This is a genomic window from Candidatus Delongbacteria bacterium, from assembly GCA_020634015.1.
Taxonomy (GTDB): Bacteria; CAIWAD01; CAIWAD01; order CAIWAD01; family CAIWAD01; genus JACKCN01.
On record JACKCN010000002.1, the window covers coordinates 548,796 to 563,903 of the forward strand.

At 64.6% G+C, this 15,108-nt stretch carries 13 protein-coding genes; all 13 read left to right on the plus strand.

What is annotated here, in order from left to right:
* The first annotated feature begins 34 nt into the window (after positions 1-34).
* The 13 genes from H6678_06310 (at position 35) to H6678_06370 (ending at position 15,102) form a co-directional block, all read left to right on the plus strand.
* On the plus strand, positions 35-1,300 hold the full coding sequence (locus H6678_06310; GenBank protein MCB9473406.1) for a permease: 1,266 nt from the start codon (positions 35-37) through the stop codon (positions 1,298-1,300).
* A gap of 31 nt (positions 1,301-1,331) precedes the next feature.
* A complete protein-coding gene (locus tag H6678_06315) occupies positions 1,332-1,577 on the plus strand; it encodes a TM0996/MTH895 family glutaredoxin-like protein (protein MCB9473407.1) in 246 nt (81 codons plus the stop codon).
* A 7-nt stretch (positions 1,578-1,584) separates the two neighbouring features.
* Positions 1,585-2,058 (plus strand): hypothetical protein, encoded by a 474-nt coding sequence (locus H6678_06320; protein ID MCB9473408.1) that lies wholly within the window; start codon positions 1,585-1,587, stop codon positions 2,056-2,058.
* A complete protein-coding gene (locus H6678_06325) occupies positions 2,058-2,759 on the plus strand; it encodes a sulfite exporter TauE/SafE family protein (protein MCB9473409.1) in 702 nt (233 codons plus the stop codon). Before H6678_06320 ends, H6678_06325 begins: the two co-directional genes overlap by 1 nt.
* A 1,312-nt stretch (positions 2,760-4,071) precedes the next feature.
* Positions 4,072-4,428 (plus strand): winged helix-turn-helix transcriptional regulator, encoded by a 357-nt coding sequence (locus H6678_06330; GenBank protein MCB9473410.1) that lies wholly within the window; start codon positions 4,072-4,074, stop codon positions 4,426-4,428.
* On the plus strand, positions 4,416-4,889 hold the full coding sequence (locus H6678_06335; GenBank protein MCB9473411.1) for an arsenate reductase ArsC: 474 nt from the start codon (positions 4,416-4,418) through the stop codon (positions 4,887-4,889). Before H6678_06330 ends, H6678_06335 begins: the two co-directional genes overlap by 13 nt.
* A gap of 53 nt (positions 4,890-4,942) precedes the next feature.
* The gene (gene arsB / locus H6678_06340; protein ID MCB9473412.1) at positions 4,943-6,097 is read left to right on the plus strand and encodes an ACR3 family arsenite efflux transporter; all 1,155 of its coding nucleotides are present in this window, start codon (positions 4,943-4,945) and stop codon (positions 6,095-6,097) included.
* A 366-nt stretch (positions 6,098-6,463) separates the two neighbouring features.
* Positions 6,464-8,995 carry an ATP-dependent Clp protease ATP-binding subunit gene (locus H6678_06345; GenBank protein ID MCB9473413.1) on the plus strand — a complete coding sequence of 844 codons (2,532 nt, stop codon included), beginning with the start codon at positions 6,464-6,466 and terminating at the stop codon, positions 8,993-8,995.
* Positions 8,996-9,126: 131 nt separating this feature from the next.
* Positions 9,127-10,524 carry a 23S rRNA (uracil(1939)-C(5))-methyltransferase RlmD gene (gene rlmD, locus H6678_06350; GenBank protein ID MCB9473414.1) on the plus strand — a complete coding sequence of 466 codons (1,398 nt, stop codon included), beginning with the start codon at positions 9,127-9,129 and terminating at the stop codon, positions 10,522-10,524.
* Between the two features lie 4 nt (positions 10,525-10,528).
* Complete coding sequence (locus H6678_06355; protein MCB9473415.1) at positions 10,529-11,512, plus strand: D-glycero-beta-D-manno-heptose-7-phosphate kinase; 984 nt, start codon at positions 10,529-10,531, stop codon at positions 11,510-11,512.
* A gap of 302 nt (positions 11,513-11,814) precedes the next feature.
* A complete protein-coding gene (locus H6678_06360) occupies positions 11,815-12,441 on the plus strand; it encodes a ComF family protein (GenBank protein ID MCB9473416.1) in 627 nt (208 codons plus the stop codon).
* Between the two features lie 115 nt (positions 12,442-12,556).
* Positions 12,557-14,806 carry a LysM peptidoglycan-binding domain-containing protein gene (locus H6678_06365; protein ID MCB9473417.1) on the plus strand — a complete coding sequence of 750 codons (2,250 nt, stop codon included), beginning with the start codon at positions 12,557-12,559 and terminating at the stop codon, positions 14,804-14,806.
* Positions 14,803-15,102, plus strand: coding sequence for an HU family DNA-binding protein (locus tag H6678_06370; GenBank protein MCB9473418.1), 300 nt, complete (start codon positions 14,803-14,805; stop codon positions 15,100-15,102). The genes H6678_06365 and H6678_06370 overlap by 4 nt, the downstream gene beginning before the upstream one ends.
* Positions 15,103-15,108 lie beyond the last annotated feature (6 nt).

Below are 15,108 nucleotides of genomic sequence, written 5' to 3' on the forward strand. Positions count from 1 at the left end.
CCGTTGGCAGGGACGCGGCAAGCCGGCGCTCTGGTTGCTGGCGGCGCTCGGGCTGGCCTGGAGGTTGCCTGCGGGGGTGCCTCGTTTCGAGAATGCAATCCATGAGGCGCTGGCGCTGGTGCGCTGGTATGCGCATGAGCATGTGATCCTCTGTCTGTTTCCGGCCTTCCTGATCGCCGGGGCGATTACGGTTTTCATCCGCAAGGATGCGGTCCTGCGCACGCTGGGGCCGCTGGCGCCGCGCTGGTTGGCCTATGGGGTGGCCTCGCTCTCGGGCAGTGTGCTGGCGGTGTGTTCCTGCACCGTGCTGCCGCTCTTCGCGGGCATCCACAAGCGCGGGGCCGGGCTGGGGCCTGCCATCGCCTTCCTCTATGCCGGACCGGCGATCAATGTGCTGGCGATCATCCTGACCGCGCGCGTGCTGGGCTGGCAGCTGGGGCTGGCCCGCGTGATCGGCTCGATCCTCTTCAGTGTGATCATCGGATTGATCATGGCCGGTCTGTTCCGCCGTGCCGAGGCCAGCCGGGAAGCTCGCGCTCCGGCCCCGGAAGCGGAACACACGGAATCCATCGGTCCCGGCCGCGGTCTGCGACTGCTGGGCCTGTTGATGGCGATACTGGTGATCGCCAACTGGAGCGGCGCGGGTGAGCCGGGCAGCCTCTGGGCCGTGATCCACGACCTGCGCTGGCCGCTCACCGCGGGACTGGGTGTGTTGCTGGCGCTGCAACTGGCGCTGGACTATGGCGTCTGGTGGCCGGGGCTGCTGGGGTTGGTGGTCGTGCTGGCCGGTCTGGCCGTGGGTACATCGTTGGCACCACCCCTGCTGGTGGCGCTCGCCATGGGCGGACTGGCGCTGCTGCTGCTGGGACGGGACGACGAGGCGGGCGAGTGGCTCGACGAAAGCTGGGGCTATGCCCTGATGATCCTGCCCATGCTGCTGGCGGGCGTGTTCGCGGCCGGGCTGATGCTGGGCACACCCGGTGGAGAAGGGCTGGTGCCCGGGGCGTGGGTAGAATCGGCCGTGGGCGGAAACTCGCTGGCGGCCAATCTGTTCTCGGCCCTGGCCGGTGGGCTGATGTATTTCGCCACCCTGACCGAGATTCCCATCCTGCAGGGCCTGCTGGGCGCTGGCATGGGGCAAGGGCCAGCGCTGGCGCTGTTGCTGGCGGGACCCGCACTGTCCCTGCCCAGCTTGTTGGTGATCCATCGGGTCATCGGCATCAGCCGTACCCTGGTCTTCGCCGGACTGGTGGTGGGATTGTCCGCCTTCGCGGGCTGGATCTTCGGTATGATCGTATGACACGAACGAGTTCAGGACCAGGAGGAGAACGATGAAAGTCGACGTGCTGGGCACGGGCTGCCCCAAATGTACCCTGCTGTACGACAGGGTGGCCCAGGCGGCCCGCGAGGCCAATCTGGAGATTGAGCTGGGCAAGATCAGCGACATCGAGCGCATCATGGAGCATGCCGTGATGGCCACGCCCGCGCTGGTGATCGACGGCCGGGTGCGCCTGAGCGGGCGGGTGCCGGCGGTGGAGGAGTTGAAGAATCTGCTGGAAAGTGTATCCAATTCCTGAGGCATTCATGGACACACGACTGATTGCGCGGAATGCTCTGCTGGGGCTGTTGCTGCTCAGCCTGGTGGCCTTCGGTTGGAAGAGCCTGTCCTCGGTACAGGACACGAAGGATCCTCTGGCCGGACTGGAGGACGCCGACCGCAGCGCGGCCGTGCAGGCGGTGTACTACCACGGAAATTTCCGCTGCGAAACCTGCAACTCGATCGAGGCCCAGGCGGGCCAGACCTTCGAGGACGTGTTCGCCGGCGAGTTGGCGTCGGGGCGACTGGCCTGGTCCAGCTGCAACATCGACAAGGCGGGCAACGAGCATTTCGAAGAAGACTTCCAGCTCACCTCGGCCAGTCTGGTGTTGAGTGACGGAAAGGGAGCCCCGTGCCACTGGAAGGTCCTTGAGAAGACCTGGGAACTGGTGGGCGACAGCCTGGCCTTTCGCGAGTACGTGGTTGCCGAGACGCGCGCCTTCCTGAAGGACACCCCCTGATGGACCCTCTGGCCTGGATCGGCGGAGCGCTCTGGCTGGGCTTGCTGACCGCGCTCAGCCCCTGCCCACTGGCCTCCAATCTGGCCGCCATCGCCTGGCTGGGGCGGGATGCGCGTCCCCTGCGCGTGCTGGCCGGAGGGTTGTTCTACGCCGCCGGGCGCTGTCTGGCCTATGTGGCGCTCGGGGTGCTGCTGGCCTGGGGGCTGCTCAGCGCACCCGGGCTGTCGGGTTGGCTGCAACGGGTGCTGGCACCTCTACTGGGGCCGATCTTGCTGCTGGTGGGCATGATTCTGCTGGGCTGGATCACGCTGCCTGTGCTTGGTTCGGGTCTGAACACGGAACGTTGGGAGCGGCGCCGACAGTTCTGGGGACTGTGGAGCGCGCTGCCCATGGGAGTGCTCTTCGCCCTGGCGTTCTGCCCTTTGTCCGCGGCTCTGTTCTTCGGCAGCCTCTTGCCGCTGAGTATGAGCAGCGGGCAGAGTCTGCTGGTGCCCGTGATCTATGGTGCAGGAACCGCTCTGCCCGTGGCGCTCTTCGCCCTGGTGATGGCATTTGGCGCACGGCGACTTGGCGGGATCTTCACTCAGGCTGGCCGACTGGAGCGGGCAATGCGCTTGGGGACTGGAGTGTTTCTGGTAGGGCTGGGGCTGGTGCTGCTCTGGACCCGGATCTGGGCGCCGCTGCTGGGGTTTTCGGGCTGAGACCATCCCTGGGCCGGATTGGAGGTGAATGTGTCCAATCGGCTGGTCGGAAATGTGGACGTATTCATTTTTTTCTGAATTCGCCAGAATTTCCGGGAACAAAATGCCTGTTCCATACTGCCCCGGGTGGGTGGTGGAGGCGGTAGGCTGGACGAACAGCCTCAAAATTCCGAGTGTCCAGTATGCTTGTCATACCGCACGGACTTGGCCATTCGGAATAGGCATTTGTCCAGGTTGCAGGACAGTATTCCAGGAGTTTTCCCCTTCCCTGAAATCGCCGGGAACAAAATGCGTGATCCACCGTGCCCCGGGTGGGTGGTGGAGGCGGTGGGCGGGAAGGGGACCCCAAAGATCCGACCGTCCAGATTTCTTGACACTCTGCACTGATTGTGTCGTCTCAGTGGTTTGTGACTTGCAGGTATTACTGCGCATGTTCTCCCTGCCGAGGCCTGCGGTGATCCAGGTCGAACCGGAACGGACAGGTCACGTGGAAGTGACTTTCGTCCAGAGTGCTGGACAGAATTCCTGGTATTTTCCCACATCCCTTGAATCGCCAGAAACGCCGGGAACAAAATGCGTGATCCACCGTGCCCCGGGTGGGTGGTGGAGGCGGTGGGCGGGAAGGAGACCCCCAAAATCCGACCGTCCAGATTTCTTGACACTCTGCACTGATTGTGTCGTCTCAGGGGTTTGTGACTTGCAGGTATTACTGCGCATGTTCTCCTTGCCGGGGCCTGCGGTGATCCAGGTCGAACTGGAGCGGACATGGCCACGTGGAAGTGACTTTCGTCCAGAGTGCTGGACAGAATTCCAGGTATTTTCCCACATCCCTTGAATCGCCAGAATCGCCGGGAACAAAATGCGTGATCCATCGTGCCCCGGGTGTGTGGTGGAAGCGGTGGGCGGGAAGGAGACCCCAAAAATCCGACCGTCCAGATTTCTTGACACTCCGCCCGGATGAGTCACACGCCCCCTGGCCAACCCCCACAACATCACGTCCAGCCAGACTCGATGAAACTCCCCATCCGTTCCATCCCCCCACACTTCCTGGTGCATCGGGTCGCCCGGAATGGTCGCCCATAATCGGTCGCCCGGAATGCATCATCGGGATCGAGTCCCCACGGAGTGCGCCTGCCCTCGTGTACGGCCGCACCCCAATGGCGCGTCGACCGCCACCACCCCCGACATACCGAACCGGACCAAAGCTGGAATCTAGATCACAGACCCAGCCACCGTCCAGAAACCCTGTCACTTTTTCAAGACGGAGCTTGATCCACAGACAGTTCATTTCTACAATCCCGCAACTGTTGAAATGAGGAATTCCATGGAAACCCTGCGCCGCCGCTTCCTGGCTCTTGGAGATGAAACTCGCCTGCGTGCCCTGCTGTTGATTCTCAGCGCAGGGGAACTCTGCCTCTGCCACCTGGAGCAGCTGCTGGAGCTACCGGCTTCCACCGCCTCCCGTCACCTGGGCCTGCTGCGCGAGGCGGGACTGGTGAGTGCTCGCCGCGCGGGGCGCTGGGTGCACTTCGGGCCCGGAACGGGCGAAGCGCGTGCCTGGCTGGACTGGCTGGTCCAGTTGCCGGAACTGGCCGCGGAGCGCGAGCGGGCCGTGCAGACATTGGCACAATGGCGCAACGACACCGGAGGAACCGCATGCCCGATCTGAACGGAAAACCCGTGGTGCTCTTTCTCTGCACGGGCAACAGCTGTCGCAGCCAGATGGCCGAAGGCTGGGCTCGCCATCTGCATGGAGCGCGAATGGTCGTGCGCAGCGCGGGCATCGAAACACACGGGCTCAACCCTCGTGCTGTTGCCGTGATGGCCGAGGCCGGGGTGGACATCAGCGGACACAGTTCGGAACAATTGAGTTCGCAACCCCTGGATGACATCGATCTGGTGATCACGGTCTGCGATCATGCCGCCGGGCATTGCCCCGTCTTTCCGGGGCGAGCCCGGGTCGTGCATCACGCCTTCGACGACCCGCCTGCCCTGGCACGGAAAGCGAGCTCCGAAGAGGAGGCGCTGGCTCCCTACCGCCGGGTGCGCGATGAAATCCGCGATTTCGTGCAAGGCAGTTTGCCCGGTCTGCTGCCCGGGCTGCAGCAGGGAAAGGACACACCGGCGTGAGTCAGATCATCAACTCCACCTGCCCGACGGGCCAGACTCCCGTGCGCCGCGACCTGGGGCGCTTCGAGCGCTGGCTGAGTCTGTGGGTGCTGCTCTGCATCGCGGCGGGCATCCTGCTGGGGCACTGGTTTCCCGGGCTGGCGTCCAGCCTGGACCGGATGTCGCTCACCGTGGACGGCGCACCCGTGATCAGCCTGCCGATTGCCGCGTGTCTGTTCCTGATGATGTATCCGATCATGGTCAAGATCGACTTCGCGGCCGTGTTGCGCGCCGGACGTTCCTGGAAGCCGGTGGCGCTGACTCTGGTGCTCAACTGGGCGATCAAGCCCTTCACCATGCTCGCGCTGGCCTGGTTCTTCCTGGGCGTGGTGTTCCTGCCCTTCATCGGACCTGAGGCCACGGACCTGGTCAGCCTGCCGCTGGGGCTGGATCTGCCCGCGGGCAGCCGTTTCGGTGCGGGAACCGTGGTGGAGCAGGGTGGCCGCCTGCTGCTGGAAGTGCCGCTCTGGCGCAGTTATCTCGCGGGCTGCATCCTGCTGGGCATCGCACCGTGTACGGCGATGGTGCTGGTCTGGGGCTGGCTGGCGAAAGGCAACGACGGACACACCCTGGCCATGGTGGCGATCAATTCTCTCGTGATGCTTGGGCTCTATGGACTGATGGGTGGCTGGTTGCTGGGAGTGGGGCGGCTGCCCGTGCCCTGGAAGGCGCTGGCACTGAGCATTGGCGTCTACGTGGCGCTGCCGCTGGTCGCGGGCTGGATCTCGCGTCAGGCGATTCTGGCGTTCAAGGGCGACACCTGGTTTCACGAACGCTTTCTGAAGTGGCTCAGCCCGGTATCGATCGCGGCCCTGCTGGCGACGCTCGTGCTGTTGTTCTCCTTCAAGGGCGCAGTGATTCTGGCGGCGCCCCTGACCATTCTCTGGATCGCGGTGCCGCTTTTCGTCCAGACCCTGTTGATCTTCGGCCTGGGCTGGTGGTTGGCCCGCCGTCTGGGACTGGGATACCAGGATGCGGCGCCCAGCGCGCTGATCGGTGCCTCCAACCACTTCGAAGTGGCCATCGCCACCGCGGTGATGCTCTTCGGCCTCGGTTCCGGCGCGGCTCTGGCCACCGTGGTGGGCGTGCTGATCGAGGTTCCGCTGATGTTGTGGTTGGTGCGGCTCTGCCTGCGGGGGCGCTCCCGTTTCGCTCCGGCGCACGAGTGACCGGCAGACGGCTGGATTCTCGACTCAGCCGAAGCAAACAGGCATGATCCCGCAGCTTGATAGCAGACCCGGCGCACCCGATAACCGGAACGTGTCGGCCGAGAGCAAGGCTTTCCGGGCGACGATTGAGCCCAGAGCACTATCTTCGGCGGCGTTTGCGCCGGAGTGAGTGGGGCAGGACAGGACAAGGCCCCGGAACAGCTTTGAGGGGATTGGATTCAGGCCGAACAGCCTGAGATCGGACCCGGAAAGCGGATCTCAGGATCCCGGAAGGTCACAACGGCGTTATGGATCCAGCCGGGTCGGGGGGAAAGACCCGGTGGTCGCGGACACCGTCCGCAGAGGTCAACAGACAGCGAGGCACACATGCACAGCAAGTTTTCCGCGCGGGTCCAGAAGGTGATACAGTTCTCCCGCGAGGAGGCCCTTCGGCTCGGACACGATTTCATCGGCACCGAGCATCTGCTGCTGGGAATGGTTCGCTTGGGCGAAGGCCGGGCCTGCCAATTGATCCAGGCTCTCGACGTGAGTCTGGATGCGATTCGCGAAATGATCGAGGAGATCGTCGAATCCAGCGACGCGGTGATGAAGATCGGCAACATCCCCTTCACCAAGAAGGCGGAGCGCGTGCTGAAGGTCACCTATATGGAAGGCCGCAACTTCAATGCGGAGCAGATCGGCACCGAACACCTGCTGCTGGCCATCATCAAGGAGGATGACGGCATCGCGCGTCAGGTGATGACCCAGTTCAACCTGACCTACGACGCGGTGCGCGAGCAGCTGGAAACCCTGCTCTCGGGCAGTGGCGACAAGGGCGCTGCCGGCATCAAGGGTGCTACCCAGGCCGGCAAGTCCTCCACCCCTGCGCTGGATCACTTCGGGCGTGACCTTACCGAAATGGCGCGCGCCGGTCAGCTGGACCCGATCATCGGCCGCGACAACGAGATCGATCGCGTGGCCCAGGTGCTCTCGCGACGCAAGAAGAACAACCCGGTACTGATTGGCGAACCCGGCGTGGGCAAGACCGCCATTGCCGAAGGCCTGGCCCTGCGCATCATCACCCACAAGGTCAGCCGTGTGCTGCACGACAAGCGCGTGATCGCGCTGGATCTGGGCGCAATGGTCGCAGGCACCAAGTACCGGGGCCAGTTCGAGGAACGCATCAAGAGCGTGATGACCGAGCTGGAGAAGAACCGCAACATCATCCTCTTCCTCGACGAGCTGCACACCATCGTGGGTGCCGGCAGCGCCTCGGGCAGCCTGGACGCCAGCAACATGTTCAAGCCGGCCCTGGCCCGCGGCGAACTGCAGTGCATTGGCGCCACCACTCTGGACGAATTCCGCCAGCACATCGAAAAGGACGGAGCGCTGGAGCGCCGCTTCCAGAAGATCATGGTCGAGCCGGCTTCGGTCGAGGAGACGATCCAGATTCTCGACGGCCTCAAGACCAAGTACGAAGAGCATCACAGCATTCGCTACAGCGACGAGGCCCTGCGCCAGGCCGTGCTGCTCTCCGAGCGCTACATCACCGACCGCATGCTGCCCGACAAGGCCATCGACGTGATCGACGAGACCGGCAGCCGCGTGCATCTGGCGCACATCATCGTGCCCGATCGCATCGTGGAACTGGAATCGCGCATCGACGAGCTCAAGCGCAGCAAGGAGATGATGGTCGAAGACCAGAACTACGAGGCCGCCGCCGAGTACCGCGACCAGAAGCTCAAGCTCGAGAGCGAGCTGTCCTTCGAGCGCGAGAAATGGGAGCGCGAGGCCGAAGAGCACATGGTGGAAGTGGGTCCCGAGGAAGTGGCCGAAGTGGTGGCCCAGATGACGGGCATCCCGGTGCAGAAGGTCTCGCTGGACGAGAGCGACCGCCTGCTCAAGATGCAGGACATTCTGCGCCAGCGCATCGTGGGCCAGGATCCGGCCATCGACATGCTCTGCCGTTCCATCCGCCGCAGCCGCGCCGGATTCAAGAATCCCGACCGCCCCATCGGCTCCTATCTGTTCCTGGGCCCCACGGGCGTGGGCAAGACCGAGCTGGCCAAGGTGATGGCCGCCCATCTCTTCAGCGACGAGAGCGCCCTGATTCGCGTGGACATGAGCGAGTACATGGAGAAGTTCGCCGTCAGTCGCCTGATCGGTGCGCCTCCCGGTTATGTGGGATTCGAGGAGGGCGGCCAGCTGACCGAGAAGGTGCGCCGCAAGCCCTATTCGATCATCCTGCTCGACGAAGTGGAAAAGGCGCATCCCGAGGTCTTCAACCTGCTGCTGCAGGTGCTGGACGAAGGTCAGCTGACGGACAGCGGCGGCCGCAAGGTCAACTTCCGCAACACGATCATCATCATGACCTCCAACCTGGGCACGCGCGAGCTGGTCAAGGATTCGGTGATCGGTTTCGGCAGCCGCGAAGGCGAGATGCCCAGCTACGACAGCATGCGCAATGAGATCATGCGCAGCGTGAAGAAGCACTTCCGGCCCGAGTTCGTCAACCGTCTGGACGATGTGATCGTCTTCAACATGCTGGGCGGCACCGACCTCGAGAAGATCGTGGGCCTGATCGCCGACGAGACCTTCGCCCGCCTGCGCGAGCGCAAGATCGAGGTCAGCATCAATGAAGATGTGCGCAACGAGCTGATCGCCAAGGGCTACGACCCGGCCACCGGTGTGCGCCCCCTGCGTCGCACGCTGGAACGCATGATCGAGGACCCCATCGCCGAGGAGATTCTCAAGGGCACACTGTTTGCGGGCTGCGTGGTCAAGGTCTCACTGGCCGACGGCAAGCTGGACTTCGAGATCGTCAAGCCGGCACTGGCTCTGCCCGAAGCGGACACCGAGGAGCTCCCGGCCCTGCCGGCTCCCGCGGAACCGGCGGGACTGCCCGGATCCAGCAACTGATTCATCACCAGAGCATGCCAACGGACGGCTTCGGGTTCTCCCGGAGCCGTCTTTTTCATTTGGGGACACGCTCCCTGCATCCGCTGCCGGTTTTCTAGCTTGCGGGCCTCACTGGCAACTTCAGGAGCCCCATGGCCACCAAGTTTCGCACCGCCGACCTCCGCATCGAAAGCATCGCCTACGGGGGGCTGGGTGTGGCCCGCCCCGAAGAGGGGCCCGTGGTCTTCGTCGAGGGCGGCCTGCCCGGCGATACGGTGCGCGCTGTGATCACGAAGAAGCGCAAGCGCCACCAGGAAGCCCGGGTGCTCGACCTGCTGGAACCGTCGCCCCTGCGCATCTCCGCCCGCTGTATCCATCAGAACGTGTGTGGCGGCTGCCCCCTGCAGACTCTGGAGTATGCTGAGCAGCTGCGCCAGAAACAGAAGATGGTCGAGGATTCATGGCGTCGCGTGGGTGGCTTCGAGCACGTCGAGGTGGAACCGATCCTGGCCTGCGAAGAACTCTGGCACTACCGCAACAAGATGGAATTCACCTTCTCGGACCGCCAGTGGGTCGAGGACCGCGACGACCCGCGCGGCCTGCGGTTCGGGCTTGGCCAGCATGTGCGCGGCATCTACAGCAAGGTCTTCGATCTCACGGAGTGTCACCTGCAGTCGGAACTGACAGCGCCGCTGCTTGAGGCCATTCGCCGCTTCGTGGATCCTGGCCCCGGACAGCTGGCCGATGTGTGGCATGTGCGCGAGCAGCAAGGCTTCTGGCGCTTTGTCGTGATTCGCGAAGGCAAGCACACGGGCGAGCGCATGCTGAATCTGGTGACCAATGGCCCCGACGACGGCCGCGTGCGCCAGTTGGCCGATCGGCTGCTTGAGCAGTTTCCCGGAGCGCTGAGTACCATCGTGCACACCATCAGCGAACGCAGTGGGGCCGTGGCCAGCGGTCGGGCCGGCGACGTGCTGCATGGCCCGGGTGTGATCCACGAGGACCTGGACGGGCTGCGCTTCCGGCTGGCGCCCCAGGCCTTCTTCCAGACCAATACACGCCAGGCAGAGCGCCTCTTCGCGCTGGCCCGTGAGATGGCCGGCACCCTCGAGGGCGTCCGGATGCTCGATCTCTACTGCGGATCGGGCGCGATCGCAGCCTGTTTCAGCCGTTTCGTGGAGCACGCGGTGGGCATTGAACTGGTGCCCGAAGCCATCGAGAATGCCCGCGAGAACGCGCGCCTGAATGGACTGGACAACCTGGAGTTCCACTGCGGGGATGTGCGCCACGCCCTGGCCGAACACGCACAACGCCCCTTTGATCTGGTGGTCGTCGATCCGCCACGCGCGGGTCTGCATGCCGACGTGACCCGGCAACTGCTGGAGATGAGCCCGCAGCGGCTGGTCTATGTGTCCTGCAACCCGGTGACCCAGGCCCGTGATGCGGCCCTGCTGGCCGAAGGCGGGTATCGCCTGCGACGCCTGCGTCCCGTGGACATGTTTCCTCATACCTTCCACGTGGAAACCGTGGCCCTGCTGAGCAAGGACTGACATCATGTATCTCGACACTCTCGATTCGCTGCTGGCCGGAGCCCGCTCGCTGAAAGTGGCCGTGGTGGGCGATCTGATGCTGGACCGCTACATCTGGGGCCGTGTGCAGCGGATCAGTCCCGAAGCCCCCGTGCCCGTGGTGAGCGTGCAGCACACCAGCCACTGCCTGGGTGGCAGCGCCAACGTGGTGGGCAACCTGCGCAGTCTGGGCGCGACTCCGGTTCCCGTGGGCGTCACGGGCGTGGATCACGACGGCCAGATCCTGCGCGAACTGTTCCGGGATTCGGGCATTGGCGGCGACTGCATTCTCGAAGACCCCAGCCGGCCTACCACGATCAAGACCCGGGTGATCGCCCACGACCAGCACGTGGTACGCGTGGATGCCGAATCCACGGGCTTGCTGTCCCCCGAACTGGTCGAGCGGCTGCTGCACCAGGTACGCAGCCTGGAGGGTCTGGATGCCCTGATCTTCCAGGACTATGACAAAGGCGTGCTCGGTCCCGAGATCATCGACGCCCTGCGGGATCATTGCGCGCGCAACGGCATCTTCAGCGCGGTGGACCCCAAGTTTCGCCACTTCCATTGTTATGGCGCGGTGGACCTGTTCAAGCCCAACGAAAAGGAACTCTGCGAGGCCATGGGCGCGGGTCTGGTCAGCGATGACGAACTGGACGCGCTGGCCGACGCCTTCCGCCAGGACAGCGGCTGCCGCGAACTGGTGGTCACCCGGGGCGGCAAGGGCATGACCAGCTACCGCGAGGACGGTCAGGACAGCGCACCCGCGCTCAGCCGCGCCATCGTCGATGTCTCGGGCGCCGGTGACACGGTGATCGCCGCCCTCGTGCTCGCCCGCCTTCAGGGCGCCAGCTCGTCCCGGGCACTGGCCTTCGCCAGCCTGAGCGCGGCGGTGGCCTGCGCCGAGGTGGGCGCGGTTCCCGTGGGTCCCGAGGCCTTGCGTACCCTCAACTCCCGACTGGCCCCGCTCTGAACGACCGGTGCGTTCAGTCGGTCCCATATCGATTGCCAGGTTGAAAACTCCCTCGCCTCGTGATCCACATAGGCAGGGCGCAAAGGTTGCGTCGCCCACGCACTCGTGCGCTCGGGTCTCATCTGTCCACTCCGGCTGACACAGGGGCACGAGAAGTCTGGGGGGGCCTGCGAATTCTCCCCGCCCATCGATGGAACCTGCCAGATTCCGGCATGCATCACGGTCGATCCATTCTCCAACGTGCCGTGGAGTGTCTTGTCCCGGTACTGTTCCCGGCGGTCTGTCAGGAATGCGGGCAAGCCTTGGCCGCAGGTCGCAGCATCTGTTGTGATGCCTGCCTGGAAGGGCTGGTGCGCGGGGGTGGACTGCACTGGACCGGTCAGGAGTCCGGAAGACTTCCGGTGCTCTCCCTGTTGCCATACCGTGGTCCGGGGCGGAGACTGGTCACGGCCGTGAAATACGGCGGCGCGCACGGGCTTTCCAGGCGAATGGCGTGCCTGTTGGCCCGTCAGGCCCGTCGGCTGGCCCCGGAGGCGGATTTTCGCCTGCTCTGCCCGGTGCCCTCACGGCCCGCGCGGCAGCGCGAGCTGGACGGCAATCCCGCGGCACGGCTGGCCCTGGACCTCGCTCGCGCGCTTGATGCACGGTACGGGGAGCTGCTGGTTCGCCACGGGCAGGGCGGGCAGCAGAAGAACCTGAACCGCACGGGGCGACTGGGCAACCGTTCCGGGGGTTTTGCCCTTCACCGACGAGCGGGCATCCTGGCGGGGCAGGCGGTCTGGCTGGTGGACGATGTGGTCACCACGGGAGCCACGCTCGCGCGGTGTGCGCGAGAACTTCGGCAGGGCGGCCTGACAGTGGCGGGTGCGTTCGTGCTGGCCCGGACGCCAACGGCGGATGAAAGTGGGGGACTGGCCGATGCCCCCTGAGAGTGTGCTGAATCGTCGACCGAAGGGGTCATGGCGAGGGGCACTGTTTGTGAATAGGCTCCCAAGTCCTAGCTTGGCGGGTTGAATTGTCGGGAAACACCTGCCGGAGACCCCTGTGATTCCTTCGGGCATCCATCAGACGACTCATGGGGGACGCCCGTTGTGGAGCGCGCCCAGGCTCGTCCTCTGTGCACTGCTGGCCTCCATCGGCCTTGCCTCCTGCACCTTTCGTCCCGCGCATTCGCCTGACTCTCGATCGGGCGAGGCAGGCATTGCCGACGACAGCCTCTCGGTGGAGCTGGAACTGAAGCGCCTCGAGGCCGAGTTGGCCCGGGCCGGTGAAAAGGGCGCCAGCATGAGCGAGCTGCGCCGTCTGTTCCTTGACATCCAGTCATTGAATCCTGATCTGGCAGGCCCTCGCCAGGATCAACTGAGTCTTGATGTGGCGCGGCTGATCGTGGACGAGATGGACGAAGAGCCCGGGCTGGAAACCGAGCTGGAAGCCGGAACCGGCATCCACTCGCTGGATTTTGCCGTCGAGCAGTACGGCGACTCCCTGGAAGCCGACAGCCTGCTGGCCGGCCTGATGCTGCCCAATGAAGATTCGGGCGAACTTGACAGCGTGCTGGTGCGCGAGCTGGACAGCCTGACCGTGCCCGGCATTCCCGATGCCGACCAGCGCAGCGTCGAGCAGATGATCGAATACTTCGTGAACGGCAAGGGACGCAAGCACTACACGGTCTGGATGGAACGCTACCCCACGGTGGCGGGAACCATCCTGCCCATCCTGCGGGAAGAAGGCGTGCCCGAGGACCTGATCTTCCTTTCCATGATCGAGTCCGGCTTCAAGCTGCACGCACGCAGCAAGGCCAGGGCCGTGGGAGCCTGGCAGTTCATCGCCGAAACCGGTCGCCGCTCCGGCCTCCAGGTCGATCCCTGGGTCGACGAGCGCCTGGATCTGGAGCTGTCCACCCGGGCCGCTGCACGTCTGCTGAAGTCCCTCTACGGCAACTACGACGATTGGTATCTGGCCTTCGCGGCCTACAACGCAGGTCCGGGCCGTGTCAACCGGGCAATGAAGCGCGCCAATGGCGATCGCAACTACTGGAACCTGCGTCTGCCCGCCGAAACCCGCAATTATGTGCCGACCTATCTGGCGGCACGTGAAGTCTTCCGGCGCCGCGAGGAATTCGGTTTCATGCCCGGCGAGATCGAGTCGCCCATGGTGCACGAGCGGGTTCACGTGCCCGGCGCGTTGACTTTCGCACGACTGGCGGAAATGCTGGAACTGCCCGAAGCCGAACTGCGCGAACTGAACCTGCATGTGCTGGGCAACAATACGGCTCCCCGCGGCTGTGACCTGCGGGTTCCGCCCGACAAGGCCGACGGCTTCCGGCTTGCGTTGGCCGAACTGCCCAAGGATGCCTTCGTCACCATCCAGCATCACACCGTCAAGCGCGGTGAGACCCTGGGCAGGATCGCCGCTCGCTACGGCATCAGCCTGTCCACTCTGCGGGCGGCCAACAATCTGGGCAGCCGCTCCTTGATCCACCCGGGCCAGAAGCTGGTCATTTCAGGTGGCAACGGCGGTGCCCGCCAGGATACGGACATGGATGCCCTGGCCGTGGAGAAGGATGGCCGTCGGGTCTGGACCGTGCACCCCGGCGATGCCCTGTCCCTGATCGCCTCGCGCAGCGGAGTGAGCGTTGCGCGCCTTCAGGAATGGAACGGTCTGAAGAATTCCCGGATCTACCCGGGGCAGAGACTCTGGCTGTCGCCCCCCGAGCACGCCCGGACACAGGATGCGGACCTCAGCCAGAACCGGACGGCGAATGGTGCGGTGCGCACCTACACCGTCAAGGCGGGGGACACCCCCGGCGAGATCGCCGACACCTGGGGCATTCCCCTCAGCCGGCTGCTGCAGGCCAACGGCATGAGCAACCGGGCCGTGATCCATCCGGGACAGCGTCTGGTGCTGCCCGATCTGGATTTCCGGGCCAGTGACGGTCAGGCCACCGGAAGCCGCAAGAATGAGACGTACCGTGTGCGCAACGGCGAGACCATCGAAGGCATCGCCCGCAAGCTGTCCGTGTCCACCGAGGATCTGATCGCGGCCAACCGGCTCAAGCGCCCCGACCGCATCAAGGTAGGGCAGACGCTTGTGGTGCCCGGCAACCCGGTGGGCAGCGAATCGCGCGCCACGGCCAAGGCCCGGACCCATGTGGTGAAGCGCGGTGAGTCCCTCTGGGAGCTGTCCCAGAAGTACGGAGTGAGCATCGACCAGCTCCGGCAGTGGAATTCCCTGTCGTCCGACGAGATCAAGGCGGGAACCCGCCTCAAGGTCAGCCAGGACGGCCAGGGATGAACAAGCTGGATCTGGTATCCCGGTTGGCCCGGGAGAGCGGCATCCGTCGTGAGGAAGTACAGACCGTCCTCAACGGGGCTCTGGAATTGATCATGGAAGAATTGTCCACCGGAGGCCGGGTGGAATTGCGTGGATTCGGCATCTTCACGGCCGAGGAACGCAAGGCCCGCCCGGCGCGAAATCCCCGTACGGGGGAGGAAGTGTGGCTGCCCCAACGCAGGGTAGCGGCCTTCAAGGCGGCTGAACGACTGAAATCACTGATGGATAACCCGTCGACACAACGACAAGGAGGGTAAGTTGCC

What these genes read in the sequence shown, in the direction of transcription:
- H6678_06315 (MCB9473407.1), top strand. Translation starts at nt 1,332, where the DNA reads ATGAAAGTCGACGTGCTGGGCACGGGCTGCCCCAAATGTACCCTGCTG.
- H6678_06320 (MCB9473408.1), top strand. Translation starts at nt 1,585, where the DNA reads ATGGACACACGACTGATTGCGCGGAATGCTCTGCTGGGGCTGTTGCTG.
- H6678_06325 (MCB9473409.1), top strand. Translation starts at nt 2,058, where the DNA reads ATGGACCCTCTGGCCTGGATCGGCGGAGCGCTCTGGCTGGGCTTGCTG.
- H6678_06330 (MCB9473410.1), top strand. Translation starts at nt 4,072, where the DNA reads ATGAGGAATTCCATGGAAACCCTGCGCCGCCGCTTCCTGGCTCTTGGA.
- H6678_06335 (MCB9473411.1), top strand. Translation starts at nt 4,416, where the DNA reads ATGCCCGATCTGAACGGAAAACCCGTGGTGCTCTTTCTCTGCACGGGC.
- H6678_06345 (MCB9473413.1), top strand. Translation starts at nt 6,464, where the DNA reads ATGCACAGCAAGTTTTCCGCGCGGGTCCAGAAGGTGATACAGTTCTCC.
- rlmD (MCB9473414.1), top strand. Translation starts at nt 9,127, where the DNA reads ATGGCCACCAAGTTTCGCACCGCCGACCTCCGCATCGAAAGCATCGCC.
- H6678_06355 (MCB9473415.1), top strand. Translation starts at nt 10,529, where the DNA reads ATGTATCTCGACACTCTCGATTCGCTGCTGGCCGGAGCCCGCTCGCTG.
- H6678_06370 (MCB9473418.1), top strand. Translation starts at nt 14,803, where the DNA reads ATGAACAAGCTGGATCTGGTATCCCGGTTGGCCCGGGAGAGCGGCATC.